Origin of the sequence: Duganella levis (assembly GCF_009857605.1) — a bacterium.
Classification (GTDB): Bacteria; Pseudomonadota; Gammaproteobacteria; order Burkholderiales; family Burkholderiaceae_D; genus Rugamonas; species Rugamonas levis.
Genome location: NZ_WWCT01000027.1, coordinates 69,996 through 90,164, shown reverse-complemented (window position 1 = coordinate 90,164; position 20,169 = coordinate 69,996). Strand labels below are relative to the sequence as shown.

The 20,169-nt window shown below is 64.3% G+C and carries 19 protein-coding genes; 11 read left to right on the top strand and 8 right to left on the bottom strand.

The window, feature by feature from the left end:
• The first annotated feature begins 86 nt into the window (after positions 1 to 86).
• Genes mreD through GTP69_RS26130 form a run of 6 tightly spaced genes read left to right on the top strand, consistent with a single transcriptional unit; the run spans position 87 to position 7,949 of the window.
• Positions 87 to 599 carry a rod shape-determining protein MreD gene (gene mreD, locus GTP69_RS26155; RefSeq protein WP_161057624.1) on the top strand — a complete coding sequence of 171 codons (513 nt, stop codon included), beginning with the start codon at positions 87 to 89 and terminating at the stop codon, positions 597 to 599.
• Between the two features lie 15 nt (positions 600 to 614).
• Positions 615 to 2,663, top strand: coding sequence for a penicillin-binding protein 2 (mrdA, locus tag GTP69_RS26150; RefSeq protein WP_161057623.1), 2,049 nt, complete (start codon positions 615 to 617; stop codon positions 2,661 to 2,663).
• Between the two features lie 13 nt (positions 2,664 to 2,676).
• Complete coding sequence (gene rodA / locus GTP69_RS26145) at positions 2,677 to 3,789, top strand: rod shape-determining protein RodA (RefSeq protein ID WP_161057622.1); 1,113 nt, start codon at positions 2,677 to 2,679, stop codon at positions 3,787 to 3,789.
• Positions 3,789 to 4,901 carry a rod shape-determining protein RodA gene (gene rodA, locus GTP69_RS26140; RefSeq protein ID WP_161057621.1) on the top strand — a complete coding sequence of 371 codons (1,113 nt, stop codon included), beginning with the start codon at positions 3,789 to 3,791 and terminating at the stop codon, positions 4,899 to 4,901. Before rodA (GTP69_RS26145) ends, rodA (GTP69_RS26140) begins: the two co-directional genes overlap by 1 nt.
• Positions 4,898 to 6,817, top strand: a complete 1,920-nt coding sequence (gene mrdA, locus GTP69_RS26135; RefSeq protein WP_161057620.1) for a penicillin-binding protein 2 — start codon at positions 4,898 to 4,900, stop codon at positions 6,815 to 6,817. Before rodA (GTP69_RS26140) ends, mrdA (GTP69_RS26135) begins: the two co-directional genes overlap by 4 nt.
• The gene (locus GTP69_RS26130) at positions 6,801 to 7,949 is read left to right on the top strand and encodes a septal ring lytic transglycosylase RlpA family protein (protein WP_161057619.1); all 1,149 of its coding nucleotides are present in this window, start codon (positions 6,801 to 6,803) and stop codon (positions 7,947 to 7,949) included. Before mrdA (GTP69_RS26135) ends, GTP69_RS26130 begins: the two co-directional genes overlap by 17 nt.
• 14 nt (positions 7,950 to 7,963) lie before the next feature.
• On the opposite strand, the gene GTP69_RS26125 is transcribed toward GTP69_RS26130, so the two are convergent.
• The 8 genes from GTP69_RS26125 to GTP69_RS26090 form a co-directional block, all read right to left on the bottom strand.
• A complete protein-coding gene (locus GTP69_RS26125) occupies positions 7,964 to 8,650 on the bottom strand; it encodes an SPOR domain-containing protein (protein WP_161057618.1) in 687 nt (228 codons plus the stop codon).
• A gap of 10 nt (positions 8,651 to 8,660) precedes the next feature.
• Positions 8,661 to 9,413 (bottom strand): type III pantothenate kinase, encoded by a 753-nt coding sequence (locus GTP69_RS26120; protein ID WP_161057617.1) that lies wholly within the window; start codon positions 9,411 to 9,413, stop codon positions 8,661 to 8,663.
• Positions 9,410 to 10,213, bottom strand: a complete 804-nt coding sequence (locus GTP69_RS26115) for a biotin--[acetyl-CoA-carboxylase] ligase (protein WP_161057616.1) — start codon at positions 10,211 to 10,213, stop codon at positions 9,410 to 9,412. The genes GTP69_RS26120 and GTP69_RS26115 overlap by 4 nt, the downstream gene beginning before the upstream one ends.
• Entirely contained in the window at positions 10,210 to 10,986 is a 777-nt protein-coding gene (locus GTP69_RS26110) for an SDR family oxidoreductase (RefSeq protein WP_161057615.1), read from the bottom strand. The genes GTP69_RS26115 and GTP69_RS26110 overlap by 4 nt, the downstream gene beginning before the upstream one ends.
• Before the next feature lie 2 nt (positions 10,987 to 10,988).
• Positions 10,989 to 11,654 (bottom strand): thiol:disulfide interchange protein DsbA/DsbL, encoded by a 666-nt coding sequence (locus tag GTP69_RS26105; RefSeq protein WP_161057614.1) that lies wholly within the window; start codon positions 11,652 to 11,654, stop codon positions 10,989 to 10,991.
• Between the two features lie 11 nt (positions 11,655 to 11,665).
• Positions 11,666 to 12,358 (bottom strand): SPOR domain-containing protein, encoded by a 693-nt coding sequence (locus GTP69_RS26100; RefSeq protein ID WP_161057613.1) that lies wholly within the window; start codon positions 12,356 to 12,358, stop codon positions 11,666 to 11,668.
• Positions 12,359 to 12,379: 21 nt separating this feature from the next.
• On the bottom strand, positions 12,380 to 14,089 hold the full coding sequence (gene argS / locus GTP69_RS26095; protein WP_161057612.1) for an arginine--tRNA ligase: 1,710 nt from the start codon (positions 14,087 to 14,089) through the stop codon (positions 12,380 to 12,382).
• Positions 14,090 to 14,205: 116 nt separating this feature from the next.
• A complete protein-coding gene (locus tag GTP69_RS26090; RefSeq protein WP_161057611.1) occupies positions 14,206 to 14,502 on the bottom strand; it encodes a hypothetical protein in 297 nt (98 codons plus the stop codon).
• A gap of 127 nt (positions 14,503 to 14,629) precedes the next feature.
• On the opposite strand from GTP69_RS26090, the gene rsmB reads away from it, so the two are divergent.
• The 5 genes from rsmB to GTP69_RS26065 all read left to right on the top strand — a co-directional run bounded on the left by rsmB (position 14,630) and on the right by GTP69_RS26065 (position 20,132).
• Positions 14,630 to 16,036: a 16S rRNA (cytosine(967)-C(5))-methyltransferase RsmB gene (gene rsmB / locus GTP69_RS26085; RefSeq protein ID WP_161057610.1), complete on the top strand. Its 1,407-nt coding sequence runs from the start codon at positions 14,630 to 14,632 to the stop codon at positions 16,034 to 16,036.
• Positions 16,029 to 16,637 (top strand): DUF4390 domain-containing protein, encoded by a 609-nt coding sequence (locus GTP69_RS26080; protein WP_161057609.1) that lies wholly within the window; start codon positions 16,029 to 16,031, stop codon positions 16,635 to 16,637. The genes rsmB and GTP69_RS26080 overlap by 8 nt, the downstream gene beginning before the upstream one ends.
• Positions 16,638 to 18,932: a sensor histidine kinase gene (locus GTP69_RS26075; protein ID WP_161057608.1), complete on the top strand. Its 2,295-nt coding sequence runs from the start codon at positions 16,638 to 16,640 to the stop codon at positions 18,930 to 18,932.
• Between the two features lie 61 nt (positions 18,933 to 18,993).
• Entirely contained in the window at positions 18,994 to 19,710 is a 717-nt protein-coding gene (locus GTP69_RS26070) for a response regulator (RefSeq protein WP_110847460.1), read from the top strand.
• A 2-nt stretch (positions 19,711 to 19,712) separates the two neighbouring features.
• Positions 19,713 to 20,132 carry a GTPase gene (locus tag GTP69_RS26065; RefSeq protein ID WP_161057607.1) on the top strand — a complete coding sequence of 140 codons (420 nt, stop codon included), beginning with the start codon at positions 19,713 to 19,715 and terminating at the stop codon, positions 20,130 to 20,132.
• Positions 20,133 to 20,169 lie beyond the last annotated feature (37 nt).

Sequence of the window (20,169 nt, the reverse complement as noted above, 5' to 3'; positions counted from 1 at the left end):
ACGCCGACCGCCGCCGCGCCGACCGCGCCTGCTGCTGCGCGCGCGATCGCGCCGGCTGCCGCTACCCAACCTAAGGAGCCGGCACGATGAATCGTCCGCACTATATCCTGCTGCCGGTCAGCCCGGTATTCATCGCCTTCAGCCTGTTCTGCGCCTTCCTGCTGAACCTCCTGCCGTGGGGCCAGTTCGTCGGCGTGCCGGACTTCGTTGCGCTGCTGCTGGTGTTCTGGGGCGTGCATCAGCCACGCAAGGTCGGCATCGGCACCGCCTTCTTCCTCGGCCTGATGATGGACGTCCACGACTCCACCCTGCTGGGCGAGAACGCGCTGGCCTACACGCTGCTGTCCTACTTCGCCATCATGCTGCACCGCCGGGTGCTGTGGTTCCCGATCTGGACCCAGGCCATCCACGTGTTCCCGCTGCTGGTGATGGCGCAAACGGTGCAGCTGCTGGTGCGCTTCTGCGTTTCCGGCAAAACGCCGGGCTGGTTCTACTTCGTTGAAAGCATGATCGCCGTCGTCCTGTGGCCTGTGGTCACCTGGATGCTGCTGGCGCCACAGCGCCGCGCGGTCGACCGCGATCACACGCGCCCCATCTGACGCAGCGGTTCCGGCATGACTGAAATTAAGGACAACCAGCGCGAACTCCAGCAGTTCCGCCTGCGCCTGACGGTGCTGGGCGGGATGGTGTTCTTCTGCTTCGCGTTGCTGTTGCTGCGCTTTGTCTGGCTGCAGATCGTCAAATACAGCGACTTCGCCGTCAAGGCCGAAGAGAACCGCATCGCCATCGTCCCCATCGTGCCGAACCGCGGCCTGATTTTGGACCGCAACGGCGCGGTCCTGGCGCGCAACTACTCGGCCTTTACGCTGGAGATCACGCCGTCCAAGCTGAACTCCACGCTGGATGAAACCATCGACGAGCTGTCCAAACTGGTCAGCGTCGACATCAAGGACCGCAAGCGCTTCAAGAAACTGCTGGACGAATCCAAAGGCTTCGAGAGCGTGCCGCTGCGCACCCGCCTGACCGAAGAGGAAGTCGCGCGCTTCAGCGCCCAGCGCTTCCGCTTTCCCGGCGTTGAAGTGCAGGCGCGTTTGTTCCGCCAGTACCCGCTGGGGGAAACCGCCTCGCACGTGATCGGCTTCATCGGCCGCATCAACCAGTCCGAGGTCAAAGCCATCGAAGGCACCGACGACGGCCCTAATTACAAGGGCACCGACCATATCGGCAAAGAAGGCCTGGAGAAGAGCTACGAGAAGCAGCTGCACGGCCAGACCGGCTACGAGGAAGTGGAAGTGTCGGCCGGTGGCCGCGCCATCCGCACGCTGTCGCGCACTCCCGCCACGCCGGGCAATAACCTTATCCTGTCGATCGACATCGAACTGCAAAAGGTAGTGGAAGAAGCCTTTGGCGAATGGCGCGGCGCGTTCGTCGCCATCGAGCCGGAGACCGGCGACATCCTGGCCTACGTCTCGCGCCCCGGCTATGACCCCAACCTGTTCGTAGACGGCATCGACGCGCAAAGCTGGAGCGAGCTGAATACGTCGCTGGACCGGCCGATGGTCAACCGGCCGCTGTCCGGCACCTACGCGCCTGGTTCCACCTTCAAGCCTTTCATGGCGCTGGCCGCGCTGGAACTGGGCAAACGCAATCCGGCCACCGCGTATCCCGATCCGGGCTTCTTCTACCTCGGCGGCCACAAATTCCGCGACGATAAAGTCGGCGGCCACGGTAACGTCGACCTGCGCCGCTCCATCATCGTGTCCTGCAATACCTATTACTACCAGCTGGGTAACGACATGGGCATCGACGCCATCACTCAGTTCATGCAGCCGTTCGGCTTTGGCCAGAAGACCGGCATCGACCTGGATAACGAAAAGACCGGCGTGCTGCCGTCCAAGGAATGGAAGCGCAGCCGCTTCAAGGGCAACGCCGGACGCTGGGTCGGCGGCGACACCATCTCGGTCAGTAACGGTTCGGGCTACAACTCGTACACGCCGCTGCAGATCGCCCACGCCATGGCCAACCTGGCCAACGACGGCGTGGTGATGAAGCCGCACTTGGTCAAGATCGTGGAAGACGGCGCCACCCGCGCGCGCAAGCTCACGGTGCCGAAAGAGAGTTATCGCATTCCGCTCAAGCAGGAAAACATCGACATCATCAAGAGTGCGATGGTGGGCGTGAACAGCGAGGCAGGCGGCACCGCGTTCCGCGCCTTCGCCAACGCCGGCTATACCTCGGGCGGCAAGACCGGTACTGCGCAGGTGGTGGGCATCAAGGCCAATGAGAAGTACAACAAGTCGGCGCTGGCCGAACGCCTGCGCGACAACGCGCTGTACACCGCGTTTGCGCCGGCCGACAAGCCGAAGATCGTGATCGCCATGGTGGTGGAAAATGCCGGCTGGGGTGCGGAAATCGCCGCGCCGATCGCTCGCAAGGCGCTCGACTTCTACCTGCTCGGCAAGCGCCCGACCGACAAGGAAACCACCAAGGTGCCGAAGGAAGACGCGGCCGAAATCGTGCCGATCGAAGATCCGGAGGCCGCCGAAGCTGCCGCCGCTGCGGCAGAATCGCGCCGCGAGCCGGCGCCAACGCCGGCACCGCCGCCAACGCCAGCCGCCACGCCGGCGCCGCAGCCGCTCGCGCCGGCGCGCAAGAAACAATAAGGACCAGTACATCATGCGCATCCACGAGAGACGTTCGCTGTGGCGTCGAATGCGGCCATACTTCACCGTCTTCGACGGCCCGCTGACTCTGATCATCATGCTGCTGCTGACGGTCAGCCTGGTGACGCTGTACTCGGCCAGCATCGGCATCCCCGGCAAGATGGAAGACCAGGTGCGCAACATCTTCCTGTCGTTCTTCATCATGTGGGTGGTGGCGAATATCTCGCCGCAGATGATGATGCGGATCGCCGTGCCGGCCTACGCGGTCGGCGTGTTCCTGCTGGTATGCGTGGCGCTGTTCGGCACCATCAAGCTGGGGGCGCGGCGCTGGCTGCACGTCGGCATCGACATTCAGCCGTCCGAATTCATGAAGATCGTCATGCCGCTGATGCTGGCGTGGTTCTTCCAGAGCCGCTCCGGCCATCTGACCTGGCAATCGTATGCGATTGCCGCGCTGCTGCTGGCGGTGCCGGTCGGCCTGATCGTGCGCCAGCCCGACCTGGGCACGGCGCTGCTGGTGGTGGCGGCCGGCTTCTGCGTGATCTTTTTGGCGGGCCTGGCGTGGAAGGCGCTGGTCGGCCTGATCGTGGCCGGCGCGGCGGCGCTGCCCATAGTCTGGTCGGTGCTGCACGACTACCAGCGCGAACGCGTGATGACGCTGATCGATCCCACCACCGACCCGCTGGGCAAGGGCTTCCACATCATCCAGTCCACCATCGCGGTGGGCTCGGGCGGCATTACCGGCAAGGGCTGGACCCACGGCACCCAGGCCCACCTGGAATTTATCCCGGAGCGCACCACCGACTTTATTTTCGCCGTCTACTCGGAAGAGTTTGGCCTGGTCGGTAATTTGATCCTGATGGTGCTGTACCTGCTGCTGATCGGCCGCGGCCTGATGATCGCCGGGAACGCGCCCAACTTCTTTACTCGCCTGCTGGCCGGCGCGATCACCATGATTTACTTCACCTACGCCTTCGTCAACATGGGCATGGTCAGCGGTATTCTGCCGGTGGTGGGCGTGCCGCTGCCGTTCATGAGCTACGGCGGCACGGCGCTGCTGACGTTGGGCCTGGGCGGCGGCATCCTGATGAGCATACAGCGGCACCGAAAACTGGTGCAGACCTGATGGGCCTTGCGGGCGGACGTCCGTGGTGGCAGCGCCTGCGCCCCTACGTGATGGTGTTTGACGCGCCGCTGGCGTTGATCATCGTGGCGCTGCTGTCGGTCGGCCTGGTCACGCTGTACTCGGCCGGCATCGCGATTCCCGGCAAGGTATGGGACCAGCTGCGCAATATCGCGGCAGCGGTGCTGGTGCTGTGGTTCGTGGCGAACATCCCGCCGCAGATGATGATGCGGCTGGCCGTTCCGGCCTATGTGATCGGCGTGGCGCTGCTGGTGGCGGTGGCGCTGTTTGGCGTCATCAAGGGCGGTTCGCGCCGCTGGCTGTATGTCGGCACGCAGATCCAGCCTTCCGAATTAATGAAGATCGCCATGCCGCTGATGCTGGCGTGGTTCTTCCAGCGCGAGCAGGGTCACGTCAGCTGGCGCAGCTACATCATCGCCGCCGTGTTGCTGGCGATACCGGCCGGCCTGATTGCGCGCCAGCCGGACCTGGGCACGGCGATGCTGGTGACCATGGCCGGTGCGTGCGTAATTTTCCTCGGCGGCCTGTCGTGGAAAGCGCTGGGCGCCTTGTTCGCCGCAGGCGCCGCCTCGTTGCCGGTGCTGTGGACCTTCATGCACGACTACCAGCGCGACCGCGTGCTGACGCTGATCGATCCCTATCACGACCCGTTGGGCAAGGGCTTCCACATTATCCAGTCGATGATCGCCATCGGCTCCGGCGGCGTGACCGGCAAGGGCTGGACCCACGGCACGCAGGCGCACCTGGAATTCATCCCCGAACGTACCACCGACTTTATCTTCGCCGTGTTCTCCGAGGAGTTTGGACTGCTCGGCATTCTCGTGCTGATGGTGCTGTACCTGCTGCTGATCTGGCGTGGACTGAGCATCACGCTGAATGCGCCGACGCTGTTCACGCGCCTGCTGGCCGGCGCCATCACCATGATTTACTTTACCTACGCCTTCGTCAACATGGGCATGGTGAGCGGCATCATTCCGGTGGTGGGCGTACCGCTGCCGTTCATGAGTTACGGCGGCACGGCGCTGATGACGCTCGGCCTGGGCGGCGGCATCCTGATGAGCATCCAGCGCCATAGCCGAGAGGTCAGGGGATGACTGAGTTCAAAGACACCGAAGTCGAGATGCGCGAGTTCCGCCTGCGCGTGACGACGCTGGGCGGGCTGGTATTCCTGTGCTTCTTGCTGCTGCTGGCGCGCTTCGTCTGGCTGCAGATCGTGAAGCACAATGACTTCGCCGTGAAGGCGGAAGAGAACCGCATTTCGCTGCTGCCGGTGGTGCCGAACCGCGGCCTGATTTTGGACCGCAACGGCGTGGTCCTGGCGCGCAATTACTCGGCCTACACGCTGGAGATCACGCCGTCCAAGCTCGAAGCACCGCTGGACGATACCATTGCCGAGCTGTCCAAGCTGGTGGCGGTGGAGGTCAAAGACCGCCGCCGTTTCAAGAAACTAATGGACGACTCCAAAGGTTTCGAGAGCGTGCCGCTGCGCACCCATCTCACCGACGAAGAGGTGGCCCGCTTCAGCGCGCAGCACTTCCGTTTTCCCGGCGTGGAAGTGCAGGCGCGCCTGTTCCGCCAGTATCCGCTGGGCGAAAGCGCCTCGCATGTCATCGGCTACATTGGCCGCGTGAGCCGCGCCGAAGCCGATGCGCTGGACGACAGCGACGATGCCGCCAACTATCGCGGCACCGACCATATCGGCAAGGAAGGCCTGGAGAAAAGCTACGAGAAGCTGCTGCATGGCCAAGCCGGTTTCGAGGAAGTAGAGAAGACTTCCACCGGCCGCGCCGTTCGCACCTTGTCGCGCACTCCGGCCAAGGCGGGCAGCAATCTGATACTGTCGATCGACATCGAACTGCAAAAAATTGTGGAGGAAGCCTTCGGCGACCGGCGCGGCGCGCTGGTGGCGATTGAGCCGGAGACCGGCGACGTGCTGGCCTTCGTCTCGCGTCCCGGCTACGATCCGAACCTGTTCGTGGACGGCATCGACACGCAAAGCTGGGACGAGTTGAATACGTCGGCGGACAAGCCGATGGTCAACCGCCCGCTGTCCGGCACCTACGCGCCGGGTTCCACCTTTAAACCGTTCATGGCGCTGGCGGCGCTGGAGCTGGGCAAGCGCACGCCGTCGCAGGTGACCTACGATCCCGGCTACTTCATGCTGGGTGGGCATCGCTTTAACGACGACGTGGCGGGCGGGCATGGCTCGGTCGACATGCGCAGGTCCATCATCGTGTCCTGCAATACCTACTACTATTCGCTCGGTCACGACATGGGCATCAACGCCATTCACGACTTCATGCAGCCGTTTGGCTTTGGTCAGCAGACCGGCATTGACCTCGATAACGAAAAGACCGGCGCGCTGCCGTCGCCAGAGTGGAAGGCCAGGCGCTTCAAAGGTGCGGCGGGACGCTGGGTGGGTGGTGATACTATCTCGGTCAGCAATGGTTCGGGCCTGAATGCCTACACGCCGTTACAGATCGCGCACGCTGTGGCCAATCTGGCAAACAATGGCGTGGTGATGAAACCGCACCTGGTGAAGATCGTTGAAGACAGCACGACCCACGCGCGCAAGTTGACGGTGGCGCAGCAGAGCTATCGCATCCCGCTCAAGCAGGAGAACATCGACTTTATCAAGAACGCGATGGTGGGCGTGACCAGCGAGCCGGGTGGCACCGCGTATCGCGTGTTTGCCAACGCCGGCTACACGGTGGGCGGCAAGACCGGTACCGCGCAGGTCATCACGATTAAAAAAGGCGAGAAGTACAACGCCGCCAGACTGGCCGAACGCCTGCGCGACAATGCGCTGTTCACCGCTTTTGCGCCGGTGGACAAGCCGCGCATCGTGCTGGCCATGGTGGTGGAAAACGCGGGGCATGGTGGCGAAGCCGCCGCGCCGATCGCGCGCAAAGCGCTGGATTATTACCTGCTGGGCAAACGCCCGGCGGAGAAGGACAAGAACAAAGTGGACAAACAAGATACGGAGAACGGCGATGCGCCTGCAACGTAACCATCTCCTGCATCTGACGGCGATGGCGTCGGCGCTGGTGCTGGTCGGCTGCGGCACGGCGCCGGTGGCGACCGAGCGCACGCCACGCCCGGTGCAGTCGCAAGGCCCGGTGATCAAGGCGCCTTCGACCACCAAGCCTGATCCAACGCTGCCGGTGCTGCCGCCGGCGAATTCAGGACGCGGCGGCTACTATCAGGACGACGGCCCAGGCGACGCGCCGCCACCCAATCTGATGGATACGCCGGATGCCGATGTCCGCAACGATCCGCTGCTGCCGCGTTCCAATCGTCCTTACGTCGTCTTTGGCAAAACCTACACGCCGATCACCGACGATCAGCCGTTCACGCAGATTGGTGTCGGCAGCTGGTACGGCAAGAAATTCCATGGACAGCGCACGTCGTCCGGTGAACTGTACGATATGTACAAGATGACGGCTGCGCATCCGACGCTGCCGATTCCTTCTTACGCGCGCTTGACCAATATGGTCAGCGGCGCAGCGGTGATTGTGCGGATCAACGATCGTGGTCCGTTCCACGCCAGCCGCGCCATCGACGTGTCGTACACGGCGGCGTTGAAGCTTGGCCTGCTGGGCAAGGGCAGTCATGAACTGAAGATCGAGCGCATCCTGCCGGAAGAAGTCGACCGCATACTGGCCACGCGCGAAGGCCTCGGTGGCAGCACCAAGCCGCGCCTGACGCCAACGGCCAAGACCTCACTACCATCGGCGCAGCAACCATCCGCACCGGTGGCGCCGACGCCGAGCGTGACCGCCAAGATGATCGATACGCCGCTGGTGCTGACGCCGTCCGCGCCGGTCGGTTCGCCTGTGCCGGTTAGCGCGGCGCCGAAAGATATCGAGTCGCTGATGCTGGCCGAGCGCGCGCCCAACGCCGATGCCGCGCCGGCGGTGGTGGGTGGTTTCTACTTGCAGCTGGGCGCTTACTCGCGCGCGGAAAACGCCGAGGTAATACGCGGCAAGCTGTCCGGCAAATTGAATGGGCTGGACGTGGTGCAGAGCGGGTCGGTGTATCGCCTGTATGGCGGTCCGTTCGCTACTCGCCAGGAAGCGCTGCAGGCGGCGCAAGGGCTGCCGCCTTCACTGGGCATCAAGCCTATCGTGGTCCAGCGGTAACCAGTAGCGCTGATTTATTTGCAGTTGTGGACTTCCGCGTTCGGGAAACCGGCGCGGATTTTCTCCAGTTTGGCTTTCAGGTCCGCATCCACTTCGCGGAACTGGAAGGCCAGCAGCTTGCTGCCGCTCATGCGCGGCGCCACGCGCGCGGTGCGCACGCCTTGCTTCATCAGCGCGGCCAGCTGGTTCTGCGCGGCGTTGTCGGTCTTGAACACGCCTAGCGAAATCCCCCAGCGCAGCGGCGAATTGTCGGAGATGATGAAGTAGTTGGTCACGCCCAGCGCGCGCAGTTCACCGGCTTTCTTGTCGGCGCCTTCCTTGTTGCCCTGCGACGGAATATAAACGATATAGCTCGATACCTCGGTGCCCGGCAGGTTGTGGCGCGACTGGCGGTCGCCCAGGTCCAGCGTTGCCAGTTGGGCTTCGAAACGGCGCGCATCGGCCAGCACGAAGCTGGCGATTTCCACGCAGGCCTGCACTGGCGCCGGCGCCGGCTTGGCGTCGTTCACTGCAGCGGCGGTGCTGGCGGCGGCCTTGTTGGCCTGGTCGGCCGAGATGATGGCCAGCTTGCTGGCGTTGAGCTGATTGAGCAGGCGCTCCGGCTCATGCTCGTTGCCGCTGAAGTGGCCCAGATAGCCGCGTCCATACGCAAACAGCGCTGCGTTCACGGCAAGCAGGGACCAGAAAATAAACTTCAGCACAAGTCGTTCCTTATTCAGCGCTGCCGGTGGTGGCATGCAAGCCAATCAGCACAATGTTTTCGACGATACGGTACGGTACCTTCAGCATCGGCGCAATGTAGGGCGCCGCGCCGCCGGAGATGATGCACTCCGCTGCCTTGTGCGTCGCGCAGGCATGTTCGATGGCGCCGCTCTGCGCGGCCAGGATGCCGCTCAGGATAGCGTCGTCGGTATTGTCGGCGAATCCCTCCGGCAGCTTACCGTCTTGCGCGATCTGCGGCAACTGCGCGGTGTTGCGCGCCAGCGCGCTGGCCATCAGGCCCAGGCCCGGCAGGATCATCCCGCCCAGGAATACGCCGTGCGCCGTGACGGCGTCGATGGTGGTGGCGGTGCCGCAGTTGACCACGATGACCGGCACGCCCGGCGCCAGGCGGTGGCCGGCGATGGCGGCGGCGAAACGGTCGCAGCCCAGTTGCGCCGGATTGCGGTAGCCGTTGGTGACGCCGGCCAGCGCCGGCAGCGATTCAAACCATTCCGGCTGCACGTCTGGCAGGCAGCGTTGCAGTACATATTCCACCTGCACGCGCAGCGCGTTGCCGGCCACGTTGGCGATCAGGATGCGGCTGACGCCATAGGTGGCGGCGGCTTCGCACCACGACAACTCCAGCAGCGGCATGTCGGCATGAGTGGCGGCGCCGTGGGTGATCCACGCGCCCAGTTCAGCGCCGGCATCGGCCAGCGCCCATTTGACGCGGGTGTTGCCGGCGTCGATCAATAACATCATGGTTGTACTCCGCTTAGTTGCGTTCCGATTAAGCGCAGCGATACATCGCCGGACAGGATTTCTACGCGGCCGGCATCGGTATCCAGCAGCAGGCGGCCGATGTCGTCGACGCCGGCGGCGCGGCCTTGCTGCAGCACGGCGCCGTTGTCCAGCAGGACCACGTCCTTGCCCTGCCATGCGTGCAGCGCGTTCCAGCGGTCGACGAAGGGGGCGAAGCCGGTGTCGTCGAACTCCGCCAGCACGGCGGCCAAGCGGCTGAGCAGGGCGGCCATCAACTGGTTGCGGTCCATCTGCGCCAGCCATGGCGCGCTGGCCACTTCGCGGCCGATCTGCGCTTCCAGTTCGTCCGGCATCAGCAGGTTGATGCCGCAGCCGATGACGGCCCAGATGGCGTCATCGGTTTTCTGCGTTTCGACCAGGATGCCGGCCAGCTTGGCGCCGTCGCGCAGCAGGTCGTTCGGCCATTTGATCTGTACCGGCACGCCGAGAGATGCGATGGTTTCGGCCAGCGCCACGCCGACTGTCATCGGCAGGCCGGACATCTTGTGCAGCGGGCCTTTGAACGGCCAGGCCAGCGAAAACATCAACGCGGCGCCGGGCTTGGACAGCCACGAACGGCCGGCGCGGCCACGGCCGGCGGTCTGGTTTTCGGCGATACGCAGCAGCGGGCCTTGTAGCGTATCGATACGCGCCAGCAGGTCGGCATTGGTGGAGCCGGTTTCGGCCACCACTTCGATCGCCACGTGGGTGGCGGAGGTGGCGCAATGCGCGGTGATGGCGGCGGCGGACAAATTGTTCATGATGCTTTGCGGGGTTTGTGCGGCGCTTTGCTGAAGGCCCAGTCGTAGATGGTGTTCGGCAGCATGCGCAGCACTTTGGCCACCACGCCCATCTGCCACGGGATCACGGCGTAGCTGTCGCCGGCGGCGATGGCCTGCGCGGCGCGCACGGCGAATTTTTCGGGCGCCATCAGGAATGGCATCGGATACGGATTCACCTGCGTCATCGGCGTGTCGATGTAGCCGGGGCACAGGGTGACCACGCGGATGCCGTGCGGTTTCATCTCCAGCCGCAGCGATTCGCAGTAGCTGATGACGGCGGCCTTGGAGGCGCTGTACGCTTCGGCGCCGGGCAGGCCGCGTATGCCGGCCACGCTGCCGATGCCCACCAGCCGGCCCGCCGCGCCTTGCGCGCGCATGGTGGCGATGAACGGGGCGAAGGTGGCGGCGGTGGCCACCACATTGGTAGCGATGATGTCGGCGAAGACCGCAATGTCTTCCGCGTATTCGGTCAGCGTGCCGACCGAGATGCCGGCGTTGGCGATTACCACGTCAACGCCGCCGGCGTGCGTGAGGAAGGCCTGTGCGGCGTCGTTAATGGCGGCGTGGTCGCGCACATCCACCGCGTAGGCGCGGTGGCGTTCTGCATGGGGGAGGGAGGCGATCAAGGCGGCGAGGCTGTCGCCACGCCGGGCCAGCAGGCCCAGGGTGGCGCCTTGCGCCGCGTACTGGCGGGCCAGCGCGGCGCCAAGGCCGCTGGACGCGCCGGTGATGAAGACGCGCAAAGGCGTCATGCTTACTTCTTCTCTGCTTTGGCTTTGGCGACCAGCACGTCCAGCACCTGGGTTGCGGCCTGGTTCAGCTGTTCCTCGCTGTTGGCGTTAGCGTCGGCCATCGACGGCGCGGTGATGTATTTGCCGTCCACCACCAGGTAAGGCCAGAATTCGACGTTGTAGGCGTCCATCATCGACAGCGCCTTGCGCAGGTGGCCGGCCACGCCAAAGCCGCGGTAGGTGTCGATGAACTTTTGCTTGTCCACGCCCTGCTTGGCGACGAAGTCGAATACCTGCTCATCGCGGTTCAGGCGATTGTGGTTGACGTGGATTTCGTTGAAGGCCTTGGTGTGCAGTTCCGGCGTCAGCACGCCCATGGCTTGCAGCGTGTAGAACATTTTTTCCTGCGGCTGGTCGGTGCCCTGGCGGCCGATGTGGACGCGCTTGAAGACGATGTTGTCGCCCTGTTTTTTCACCCAGGCGTTGAGCGGGGCGTCAAAGCCGGCGCAGTGCGGGCAGGCGTAGTCGAAGAACTCGATGACTTCGACTTTTTTGCCGGTGTCCACCGGTTGCGGCGTGGGCAGCACTTTGTATTCGGTGCCGAGTTTTGGATCGGTTGGCGAAGCGGATGCGCTAAACGCCACGGCGCTCAGGGTGACTGCGGTCAGGATGAACTTCAGGAATCGCATTGTTACTCCTCTTATTTCTGGTTACGCACTACAGCGACATCGACGCCGCTTTCGGACAGTTTGCTACGTGCCTTGTTCATCGCTTCCACCTGGTTGTAAGGGCCGATGCGCACGCGGTGCAGCACGCCGGTGTCGGTGGAACGGTCCGAGATGTTGGCTTCAAAACCCAGCAGGGCCAGTTTGGCGCGGGTGTTTTCGGCGTCGGCTACTTCGCGGAAGGCGCCGGCTTGCAGGTAGTAGATGAACTTGTCGTCGCCGCCAGTATCGGCAGCAGCAGTTTTGGCGGCCGGCTGCGGCGTGACGTTGGCGGCGTTAGGCGCGGCCGGCTTGGCCGGCGTGCCCTGGATCTTGTCGACCACCGCTTGCAGCGGGTCGGCTGCATGCGGCGCCGGCGTAGCTGGTGCTGGCGCCGGGGCAGGTGCGGCCGGCGCTGCCGGCTGCTGATCCTTGGCCAGGTCCTTGGCCGCTTCGCGCGCCGCGTCCTTGTTGCCGTACATAGGCTTGTTAGGATCGGCGACTTGTCCCGCAGTCGGTTCCGTTGCTTTGCTTGGATGGCCTTTGTCCGTGAACGGCGTCGAGCCCTTGGTGATCATGAGCGCCACCACCACCGCGATACTCAGGCCGATGACCAGGCCAATGACGATGCCGATGAAGGTGTTGCCGTGCTGTTGCAAACGTGGCGTAAAGCCGGAACGGAAATTCATTGTGCGGGATGTCCTTCGCAATTACATTTTGTTGGGAGCCGAGACGCCGATCAGCGCCAGGCCGTTGCGCAGCACCTGGCGGGTAGCGACCATCAGCGCGATACGCGCCGCCTTCAGCGCTTCGTCGTCGACCAGCACGCGCTCGGCGAAGTAGAAGCTGTGCAGGTTGGCGGCCAGGTCGCGCAGGTAGAACGCGATCTGGTGCGGGCCCAGTTCCGCTTGCGCGCGCGCCAGCGTTTCCGGATACGCGGCCAGCGTCGCCAGCAGCGTCGCTTCGGTCGGCGCGGTCAGCGGCGACAGGTCGACGTTGGCCAGGTCGGCTTCGTTGCCGGTCCACTGTTCCAGCATGCGGCAGATGCGCGCGTGGGCGTACTGCACGTAGTAGACCGGATTCTCGTCCGAGGTTTTCAGCGCGACGTCGACGTCGAACACGAATTCGGTGTCGGCTTTGCGCGAAATCAGGAAGAAGCGCACGGCGTCGCGGCCCTTGGTGATGTCGCCGCCGCCCGACCATTCGATCAGGTCACGCACGGTGACGTAGGAGCCGGCGCGCTTGGAGATCTTGACCTCTTCGCCGCCCTTCATCACGGTGACCATTTTGTGCAGCACGTAGTCCGGGAAGCCTTGCGGGATGCCCAGGTTGACGGCCTGCAGGCCGGCGCGCACGCGGGCGATGGTGCCGTGGTGGTCGGAACCTTGGACGTTGATGGCCTGGTTGTAGCCGCGCTGGAACTTGACGATGTGGTAGGCCACGTCCGGCACGAAGTAGGTGTAGGTGCCGTCCTTCTTGCGCATCACGCGGTTCTTGTCGTCGCCGTAGTCTTCGGTGCGCAGCCACAGCGCGCCTTCTTCTTCGTAGGTTTTGCCGGAGTTGTTGAGCATCTCGACGGCGGCATCGACCTTGCCGTCGGCGTACAGCGACGATTCCAGGTAGTAGTTGTCGAACTTGACGCCGAAGGCTTGCAGGTCGATGTCCTGCTCATTGCGCAGGTAGGTCACGGCGAAGGCGCGGATCGATTCGATGTCGTCGATGTCGCCCGAGGCGGTGGCCGGCGAACCGTCGGAGGCCGATACGGTTTTCTTGAGCAGGAAGTCGGCGGCGATGTCGGCGATGTAGTCGCCGTTGTAGGCCGATTCCGGCCAGGCGGCGTCGCCCGGCTTGTGGCCGCGCAGGCGCGCTTGCACCGAGTTGGCCAGGGTCTGGATCTGCACGCCGGCGTCGTTGTAGTAGAACTCGCGGGTGACGTCGTAGCCTTGCGAGACGAACAGCGACGACAGCGCGTCGCCCAGCGCCGCCTGGCGGCCGTGGCCGACGTGCAGCGGGCCGGTCGGGTTGGCGGAGACGAATTCGATGATGACTTTTTTGCCGCTGCCGGCCTGTGCGGCGCCGAACTGCTCGCCTTGCGCCAGCACGGTCTTGACCACGGCCTGCTTGGCGGCGGCGCTGACGCGCAGGTTGATGAAGCCGGGACCGGCGATGTCGGCGCTGTCGATCAGACCTTGGCGGGCTGGATCGGCCAGCAGCGCGTCGACCAGTTTGGTGGCCAGTTCGCGCGGGTTCATTTTCAGCTGCTTGGCCAGTTGCATGGCGATGGTGCAGGCGACGTCGCCGTGCGACGGATCGCGCGGGCGCTCCAGCACTACGTTGGCGGTGACGTCGGTGCCGGCCAGAATCGGGGCGAGGGCGGCCTGGAACAGGGCCGTGATATCTTGTTTTTGTTGGGCTAGCATGCGCTTAAGAATTCATCAGATAGTGGAAACGGCGGGCGCAGCGGCGCCGGCCAAACAGCGGTAATTATACTGTGTTGACCGGCCTGACGGGCGGAGTGTGAGGCAGCAGGGTGTTGCTAATGAATAAACCTTGCGGCGAGAAACGCCAGGCTGCCCGATACGCCGGCCAGCGTGATGGCGGTTGCAATAAACCATTTGATCAGCCGCGTCTCCATTTGCGCCATCTTGAGTTCCAGGCTGTGGTCGCCTGCAATGATCGTTTCATGCAACTTCGCAATGTCTTCTTTGGTCGCATAGTTGGATTTGACGACTGCCAGATTAATCTCGACAGCGCTTAGTCGACGCTCAATGTCGCCCGGCCGCTCAAGGATCTGATCGGTGGTGGATTGGTCCGATGTGGGTTGCGTCGCCATCTGCCGATCATACGCCCGCTGGTGGCGGCACGTTTGACCGAAATTAAGGCAATCCCGCTGTCGCCTTGCGTCTGGCGCTAATGTATACTGCGCGATCACGGCCGTCGCCCCACTCTGGAATTAACATATGAACAAGCGTCCAACGCTCTCCTTGAAGTCTGCCGCCAAGCCGGCCGCGCCAAAAATGCGCGCCAGTCATGCGCGGGAGCTGAAACCGGCGTTGCAGACCAACTTCCAGACCAGCCTCAAACCCGATGCCCTGGCCTATAGCCTGATGGGCGCCGCCAACGCCATCGCCCAGGTGCGCACCGGCACCAATCTGCCGCTGGCGCTGGGCCATGTATGGGGACGACTGCCGGAAATCACGCCGCAGGCACGCGGCGCCATGCAGGACATCAGCTACCGCGCCATGCGCCAGCTGGGCCAGAGCGAGGCGCTGGTCAGCCTGATGGCGCCGAAAGCGCCGGAGCCGCTGGTGTCGGCCCTGCTGTCGTGCGCGCTGGCGCTGCTGGCGTCGCCCGATGAGCCGCGCCCGTACGAAGATTTCACCGTGGTCGACCAGACCGTCACCGCCGCCGAATCGCATCCGGATACCGCCCGCGCCAAGGGCATGGTCAACGCCGTGCTGCGCCGCTTCCTGCGCGAGCGCCAGGCGCTGCTGGACGCGGTATTGCTGCAACCCGTAGCAAAATGGAACTATCCGCAGTGGTGGATCGACGCCGCCAAGACCGCCTGGCCGCAGCAATGGCAAGCCATCCTGGCCAGCGGCAACAGCGCGCCGCCGCTGACGCTGCGCGTCAACGCCCGCCACACCACGGTAGAACAATACCTGGCCAAGCTGGCCGCCGCCGGCATCGGCGCCAGCCAGATCGGCCCGTACGCAGTGCGGCTGGACAAGGCGGTCGGCGTGCAGCTGATTCCCGGCTTTGCCGACGGCGAAGTGTCGGTGCAGGATGCCGGCGCCCAACTGGCGGCGCCGTTGCTGGACGTGCAAAACGGCATGCGCGTGCTGGATGCCTGCGCCGCGCCCGGCGGCAAGACCTGCCACATCCTGGAACTGGCCGACGCCGACGTCACCGCGCTGGACGCCGATGCCAAGCGCCTGGCGCGGGTCGGCGAGAACTTGCAACGTTTGCAACTGAAGGCCAGCTTGCAGGCCGCCGACGCCCAGAACAAAGACTGGTGGGACGGCCAGCAATACGACCGCATCCTGGCTGACGTGCCGTGCACCGCCTCCGGCATCGTGCGCCGCCACCCGGATATCCGCTGGCTGCGCCGCAAGGCCGACACGCTCCAACTTGCAACACTTTCCGGCAAAATCCTCGACAATCTTTGGCAGATGCTGGCACCGGGTGGTAAATTGCTATTCGTGACATGTTCCTTGTGGCCGCAGGAATCCGAGGCGCAGGCGGCCGCTTTTGCTGTACGACATCAGGCGGTACGACTGGATGCGCCCGGTCAATTGCTCCCCGCCGGCGGCTCCGGGCAGGATCACGATGGTTTGTTTTACGCGTTGTTCCAGAAAAATGCGTAACCTCTTGAGTACCGGCCCCCACGTGACGCGACGATTGTTTCGATTTCTGCTAGGTCCCTTGCTGCTGACGCTGGCGCTGCTGGCAGTCCTGTCGCAGCCGGCGCAGGCCGCCGAGGGCGTGGAAATCCGCCGCGCCGTGGTCGAGGCCACCGAAGACGGCTACCGGCTGTCGGCCACCTATGGCTTCGAACTGAGCCACGAGATGGAAGACGCGCTGCAATACGGCAAGACCCTGTATTTTTATACCGAAATTGAATTCACCCGCCCGCGCTGGTACTGGTTTGACGAAAAAGCCGTCACCGCGCGCCAGACCGTCAGCCTGTCGTACAACGTGCTGACGCGCCAGTACAACGTCGCCGTCAGCGGTAGCGTGTACCAGAGCTTCCCGACGCTGGACGAGGCGCTGTTCCTGATTCGCCGCCCCAACCGCTGGCTGGTGGCGCCGCGCGGCGCGCTGAAGCTTGGCGAAACCTATACCGTCAAGCTGAGCATGGGGCTGGACCCCAACTACGTGCCGAAGCCGCTCAAGGTCAACGCCCTCAACAACAATGAATGGCGCCTGGCGTCGGACAAGCGAACCTTTGTCTACAAGGCTGAGTAAGTGAAACGGGCCCTGCGGTATTTATCGGTGGTTGGCGGCGCCATCGTCAGCATCCTGCTGTTCCTGCTGGCCACGGCCTCCGACAATTCCGGCTTCTTCGATCGCTCCTATGCCTGGCTGCTGGGCTTGAACGCGGCGGTGGCGGTCGGCCTGCTGCTGCTGGTGGTGGTGTCGCTGTTCCGCCTGTATTCGCGCTACAAGGCCGGCAAGTTCGGCTCCAAGCTGATGACCCGGCTGGTGCTGCTGTTTGCCGCCATCGGCGTGCTGCCGGGGCTGGTGATCTTCCTGGTCTCGGTGCAGTTCGTTTCCCATTCGATTGAATCGTGGTTCAACGTGCCGGTGGAAGAGGCGCTGAAGTCCGGCATCAACCTCAGCCGGGCCGGCCTGGACCGCGCCATCGGCGAGTTGAGCACCACCGCCAGCCGCACCGCCGAACACCTGGCCGAGCGGCCGTTCGGCACCGAGCGCGGCACGCTGGCGACGCTGGTCAAGGAACAGACCGGCATGCAAAACGCCATCATCGTCGACGCCGACGGCGGCCTGGTGGTCAGCGCCCGCGCCAGCCGGGTCGGCAACCTGAGCGCCGACCTGCCGACCCGCGAAATGATGGCCACCGTCAAGAAGGAAGAGCTGTACGGCGCGGCCGAAGGCGGCAACGAGCTGCACAGCGACCTGGTCAGCGCGCCGGTGGTGCCGGCCGAGCCGGTCAACCAGCTGCGGTTGCGGGTGCTGGTGCCGATTCCCGACTTCATCCAGCCCAACGGCACCCACCTGGCGCCGCGCTATCTGCAATTGATCCAGCTGGCGCCGGCGCAGCTGGCAGCCGACGGCGAAACCATCCGCCGCGCCTATGCCGACTACAAGGAGCGCTTCGACGCCCGCGACGGCCTGCGCAAGATGTATCTGGTGACGCTGACGCTGACCCTGTTGCTGGCGGTGTTCGGCGCCATCGCCAGCGCCTTCCTGATCGCCAGCGACCTGGCGCAGCCGCTGCTGCTGCTGGCCGAGGGCACGCGCGCGGTGGCCGAGGGCGATCTGTCGCCGCGGCCGATCGTCGCCACCTCGGACGAGCTGGGCACGCTGACGCAATCGTTCAACACCATGACCCGGCAATTGTCGGACGCCCGCAGCGCCGTCGAGCGCAACCGCGCGGCGGTGCAGAACGCCAAGGCCCACCTGGAGTCGGTGCTGGCCAATATGTCGGCCGGCGTGATGGTGCTGGACCATGAATTCCACCTGATCAGCTGCAATGACTCGGTCGAGCGCATTTTGCAGCAGGCCGGCGTGACCATGATCGGCCAGCGGCTGGACGATATCGAGGGCCTGCAGGAGTTCGGCGGCGCCATCGTGGCCGCGTTCGCCGGCCAGAATGCGCAATCGGCCGCCGGCCGCAACCTGACGCGGTTACACTGGCAGCGCCAGATCGAAGTGCCGCGGCAGTCGGCCGGGGTCGAGGGCAATGATTTGACGCTGCTGACGCGCGGTTCGCGCCTGCCGGTCGAAGGCGGCAGCGGCTACCTGGTGGTGTTCGACGATATCTCGGACGTGATCTCGGCCCAGCGCTCGATCGCCTGGGGCGAGGTGGCGCGCCGGCTGGCGCACGAAATCAAGAACCCGCTGACGCCGATTCAGCTGTCGGCCGAGCGTATGCAGATGAAGCTGGAAGACAAGCTGATGCCGCAGGATGCCGAGCTGCTGAACAAGGGCACCACCACCATCGTCAACCAGGTGGCGGCGATGAAGCGCATGGTGGACGACTTCCGCGATTACGCGCGCACGCCGCCGGCGGTGCTGGGGCCGCTGGACCTGAATGCGCTGATCGACGAGATCCTGCATCTGTATATCAGCGGCGAGGGCAACGACATCATCCACCCGCAACTGGCGCCCGGCCTGCCGCTGGTGATGGGCGACGCCACCCAGCTGCGCCAGGTGATTCACAACCTGCTGCAGAACGCCCAGGACGCCATGGCGGAACTGGCGGGCGGCGCACCGCAGGCGCGCATTGACGTGATCACCGAAGCCATTCATTATCAGGGCGCGGACGGCAGCACGCGCACGGCGGTGCGGCTGGCGATCAGCGACAACGGCCCCGGCTTCGCGCCGAAAATCCTGGCGCGGGCGTTCGAGCCGTACGTGACCTCGAAGGCGCGCGGCACCGGGCTGGGCCTGGCGATGGTGAAAAAAATTATCGAAGAACATGGCGGACGGATCGATATCCAGAACCATGGCGATAGAAGTGGCGCGTCAGTGTTGATTTTGCTGTTAAAGTTAGCACCGGCGTCGCAAAATAGCTAACGGCTACGAGTACAAAAATCATTGCCGTCGCAAGACGGCGAAATGAGGAAGGCAAGGGAAGATGGCAAACATTCTGGTAGTTGACGATGAAATGGGTATCCGCGAGTTGCTCTCGGAAATCTTGAGCGACGAGGGACATGCAATACAACTGGCGGAAAACGCCCAGCAGGCCCGCGAAGCGCGCGCCCAGGGTGCGCCGGACCTGGTGCTGCTCGATATCTGGATGCCGGATACCGATGGCGTCACGCTGCTCAAGGAATGGCAGCGCGACGGTTTGCTGACCATGCCGGTGATCATGATGTCGGGCCATGCAACCATCGATACGGCGGTCGAGGCGACCCGCATCGGCGCGCTGAACTTCCTGGAAAAGCCGATCGCGCTGCAAAAGTTGCTGAAGGCGGTGCAGGCCGGCCTGACCCGTGCCCAGGAAACCGTGCGCGCGCCGGCCCTGGCGCCGCGTCCGGTGGTGGCGGCGCAGCCGGAAGAAACGCCGGCACTGGGCGGTTTCGCGGTGCAAAACCCGGCGGCGGCGATTTCCGTGCGCGGTGGCGCCACCGTGGCCGGCGCCGACAACCACATGTTCAACCTGTCGTTCGACCTGCCGCTGCGCGAGGCGCGTGACGCCTTCGAGCGCATGTACTTCGAGCATCACCTGGGCCGCGAAGGCGGCAGCATGACGCGCGTGGCCGAGAAAACCGGCCTCGAACGCACCCACCTGTACCGCAAGCTCAAGCAGCTGGGCGTCGAGCCGGGCAAGCTGGCCAAGAAAAACGCCTGATTGTGACGGCCACTCCCGACATCGGCGCCGCCCATCACCGGGCGCCGGTGCTGACCTGGCTGGTGACTGGCCCTCGCGCCGGCGCGCGCGAGGCCGCCATTGCCGCCCTCCTGCCTAAGGAAGGGGCCAGCACCATCATTCTGGAGGGTTTGTCGGACGGCGGTTCGGCGTTATCCTTTGATCCCACGGAAGGCCCGGTTCCCTTTGATACCGTGCCGCAAGTGTTGCGTATCGCTCCAGGCTGCCTGCATTGCAGCGGCAATCTGATTTTGCGAGTAACATTAAACCGTGTGCTGCGCCGTCCCCCCGCGCGGTTATACATCAGTCTGGCCTCTGCCGAGCACCTGGAACAATTGCGTTCCTGGTTGTCCGAGGCGCCCTACGGGGCCTTGCTGGAACTGCAAGACGACATCGCGGCCTAATCCCAGCCCGCTGATTGGCCTTGAATTGGCCCGTTTT

Coding starts and splice junctions, on each gene's coding strand:
- GTP69_RS26080 (WP_161057609.1), top strand. CDS start 16,029: ATGCGTAACCTCTTGAGTACCGGCCCCCACGTGACGCGACGATTGTTT.
- rsmB (WP_161057610.1), top strand. CDS start 14,630: ATGAACAAGCGTCCAACGCTCTCCTTGAAGTCTGCCGCCAAGCCGGCC.
- GTP69_RS26115 (WP_161057616.1), bottom strand. CDS start 10,213: ATGAACAATTTGTCCGCCGCCGCCATCACCGCGCATTGCGCCACCTCC.
- GTP69_RS26130 (WP_161057619.1), top strand. CDS start 6,801: ATGCGCCTGCAACGTAACCATCTCCTGCATCTGACGGCGATGGCGTCG.
- GTP69_RS26100 (WP_161057613.1), bottom strand. CDS start 12,358: ATGAATTTCCGTTCCGGCTTTACGCCACGTTTGCAACAGCACGGCAAC.
- mrdA (WP_161057620.1), top strand. CDS start 4,898: ATGACTGAGTTCAAAGACACCGAAGTCGAGATGCGCGAGTTCCGCCTG.
- GTP69_RS26070 (WP_110847460.1), top strand. CDS start 18,994: ATGGCAAACATTCTGGTAGTTGACGATGAAATGGGTATCCGCGAGTTG.
- GTP69_RS26105 (WP_161057614.1), bottom strand. CDS start 11,654: ATGCGATTCCTGAAGTTCATCCTGACCGCAGTCACCCTGAGCGCCGTG.
- rodA (WP_161057621.1), top strand. CDS start 3,789: ATGGGCCTTGCGGGCGGACGTCCGTGGTGGCAGCGCCTGCGCCCCTAC.
- mrdA (WP_161057623.1), top strand. CDS start 615: ATGACTGAAATTAAGGACAACCAGCGCGAACTCCAGCAGTTCCGCCTG.
- GTP69_RS26090 (WP_161057611.1), bottom strand. CDS start 14,502: ATGGCGACGCAACCCACATCGGACCAATCCACCACCGATCAGATCCTT.
- mreD (WP_161057624.1), top strand. CDS start 87: ATGAATCGTCCGCACTATATCCTGCTGCCGGTCAGCCCGGTATTCATC.
- argS (WP_161057612.1), bottom strand. CDS start 14,089: ATGCTAGCCCAACAAAAACAAGATATCACGGCCCTGTTCCAGGCCGCC.
- GTP69_RS26110 (WP_161057615.1), bottom strand. CDS start 10,986: ATGACGCCTTTGCGCGTCTTCATCACCGGCGCGTCCAGCGGCCTTGGC.
- rodA (WP_161057622.1), top strand. CDS start 2,677: ATGCGCATCCACGAGAGACGTTCGCTGTGGCGTCGAATGCGGCCATAC.
- GTP69_RS26120 (WP_161057617.1), bottom strand. CDS start 9,413: ATGATGTTATTGATCGACGCCGGCAACACCCGCGTCAAATGGGCGCTG.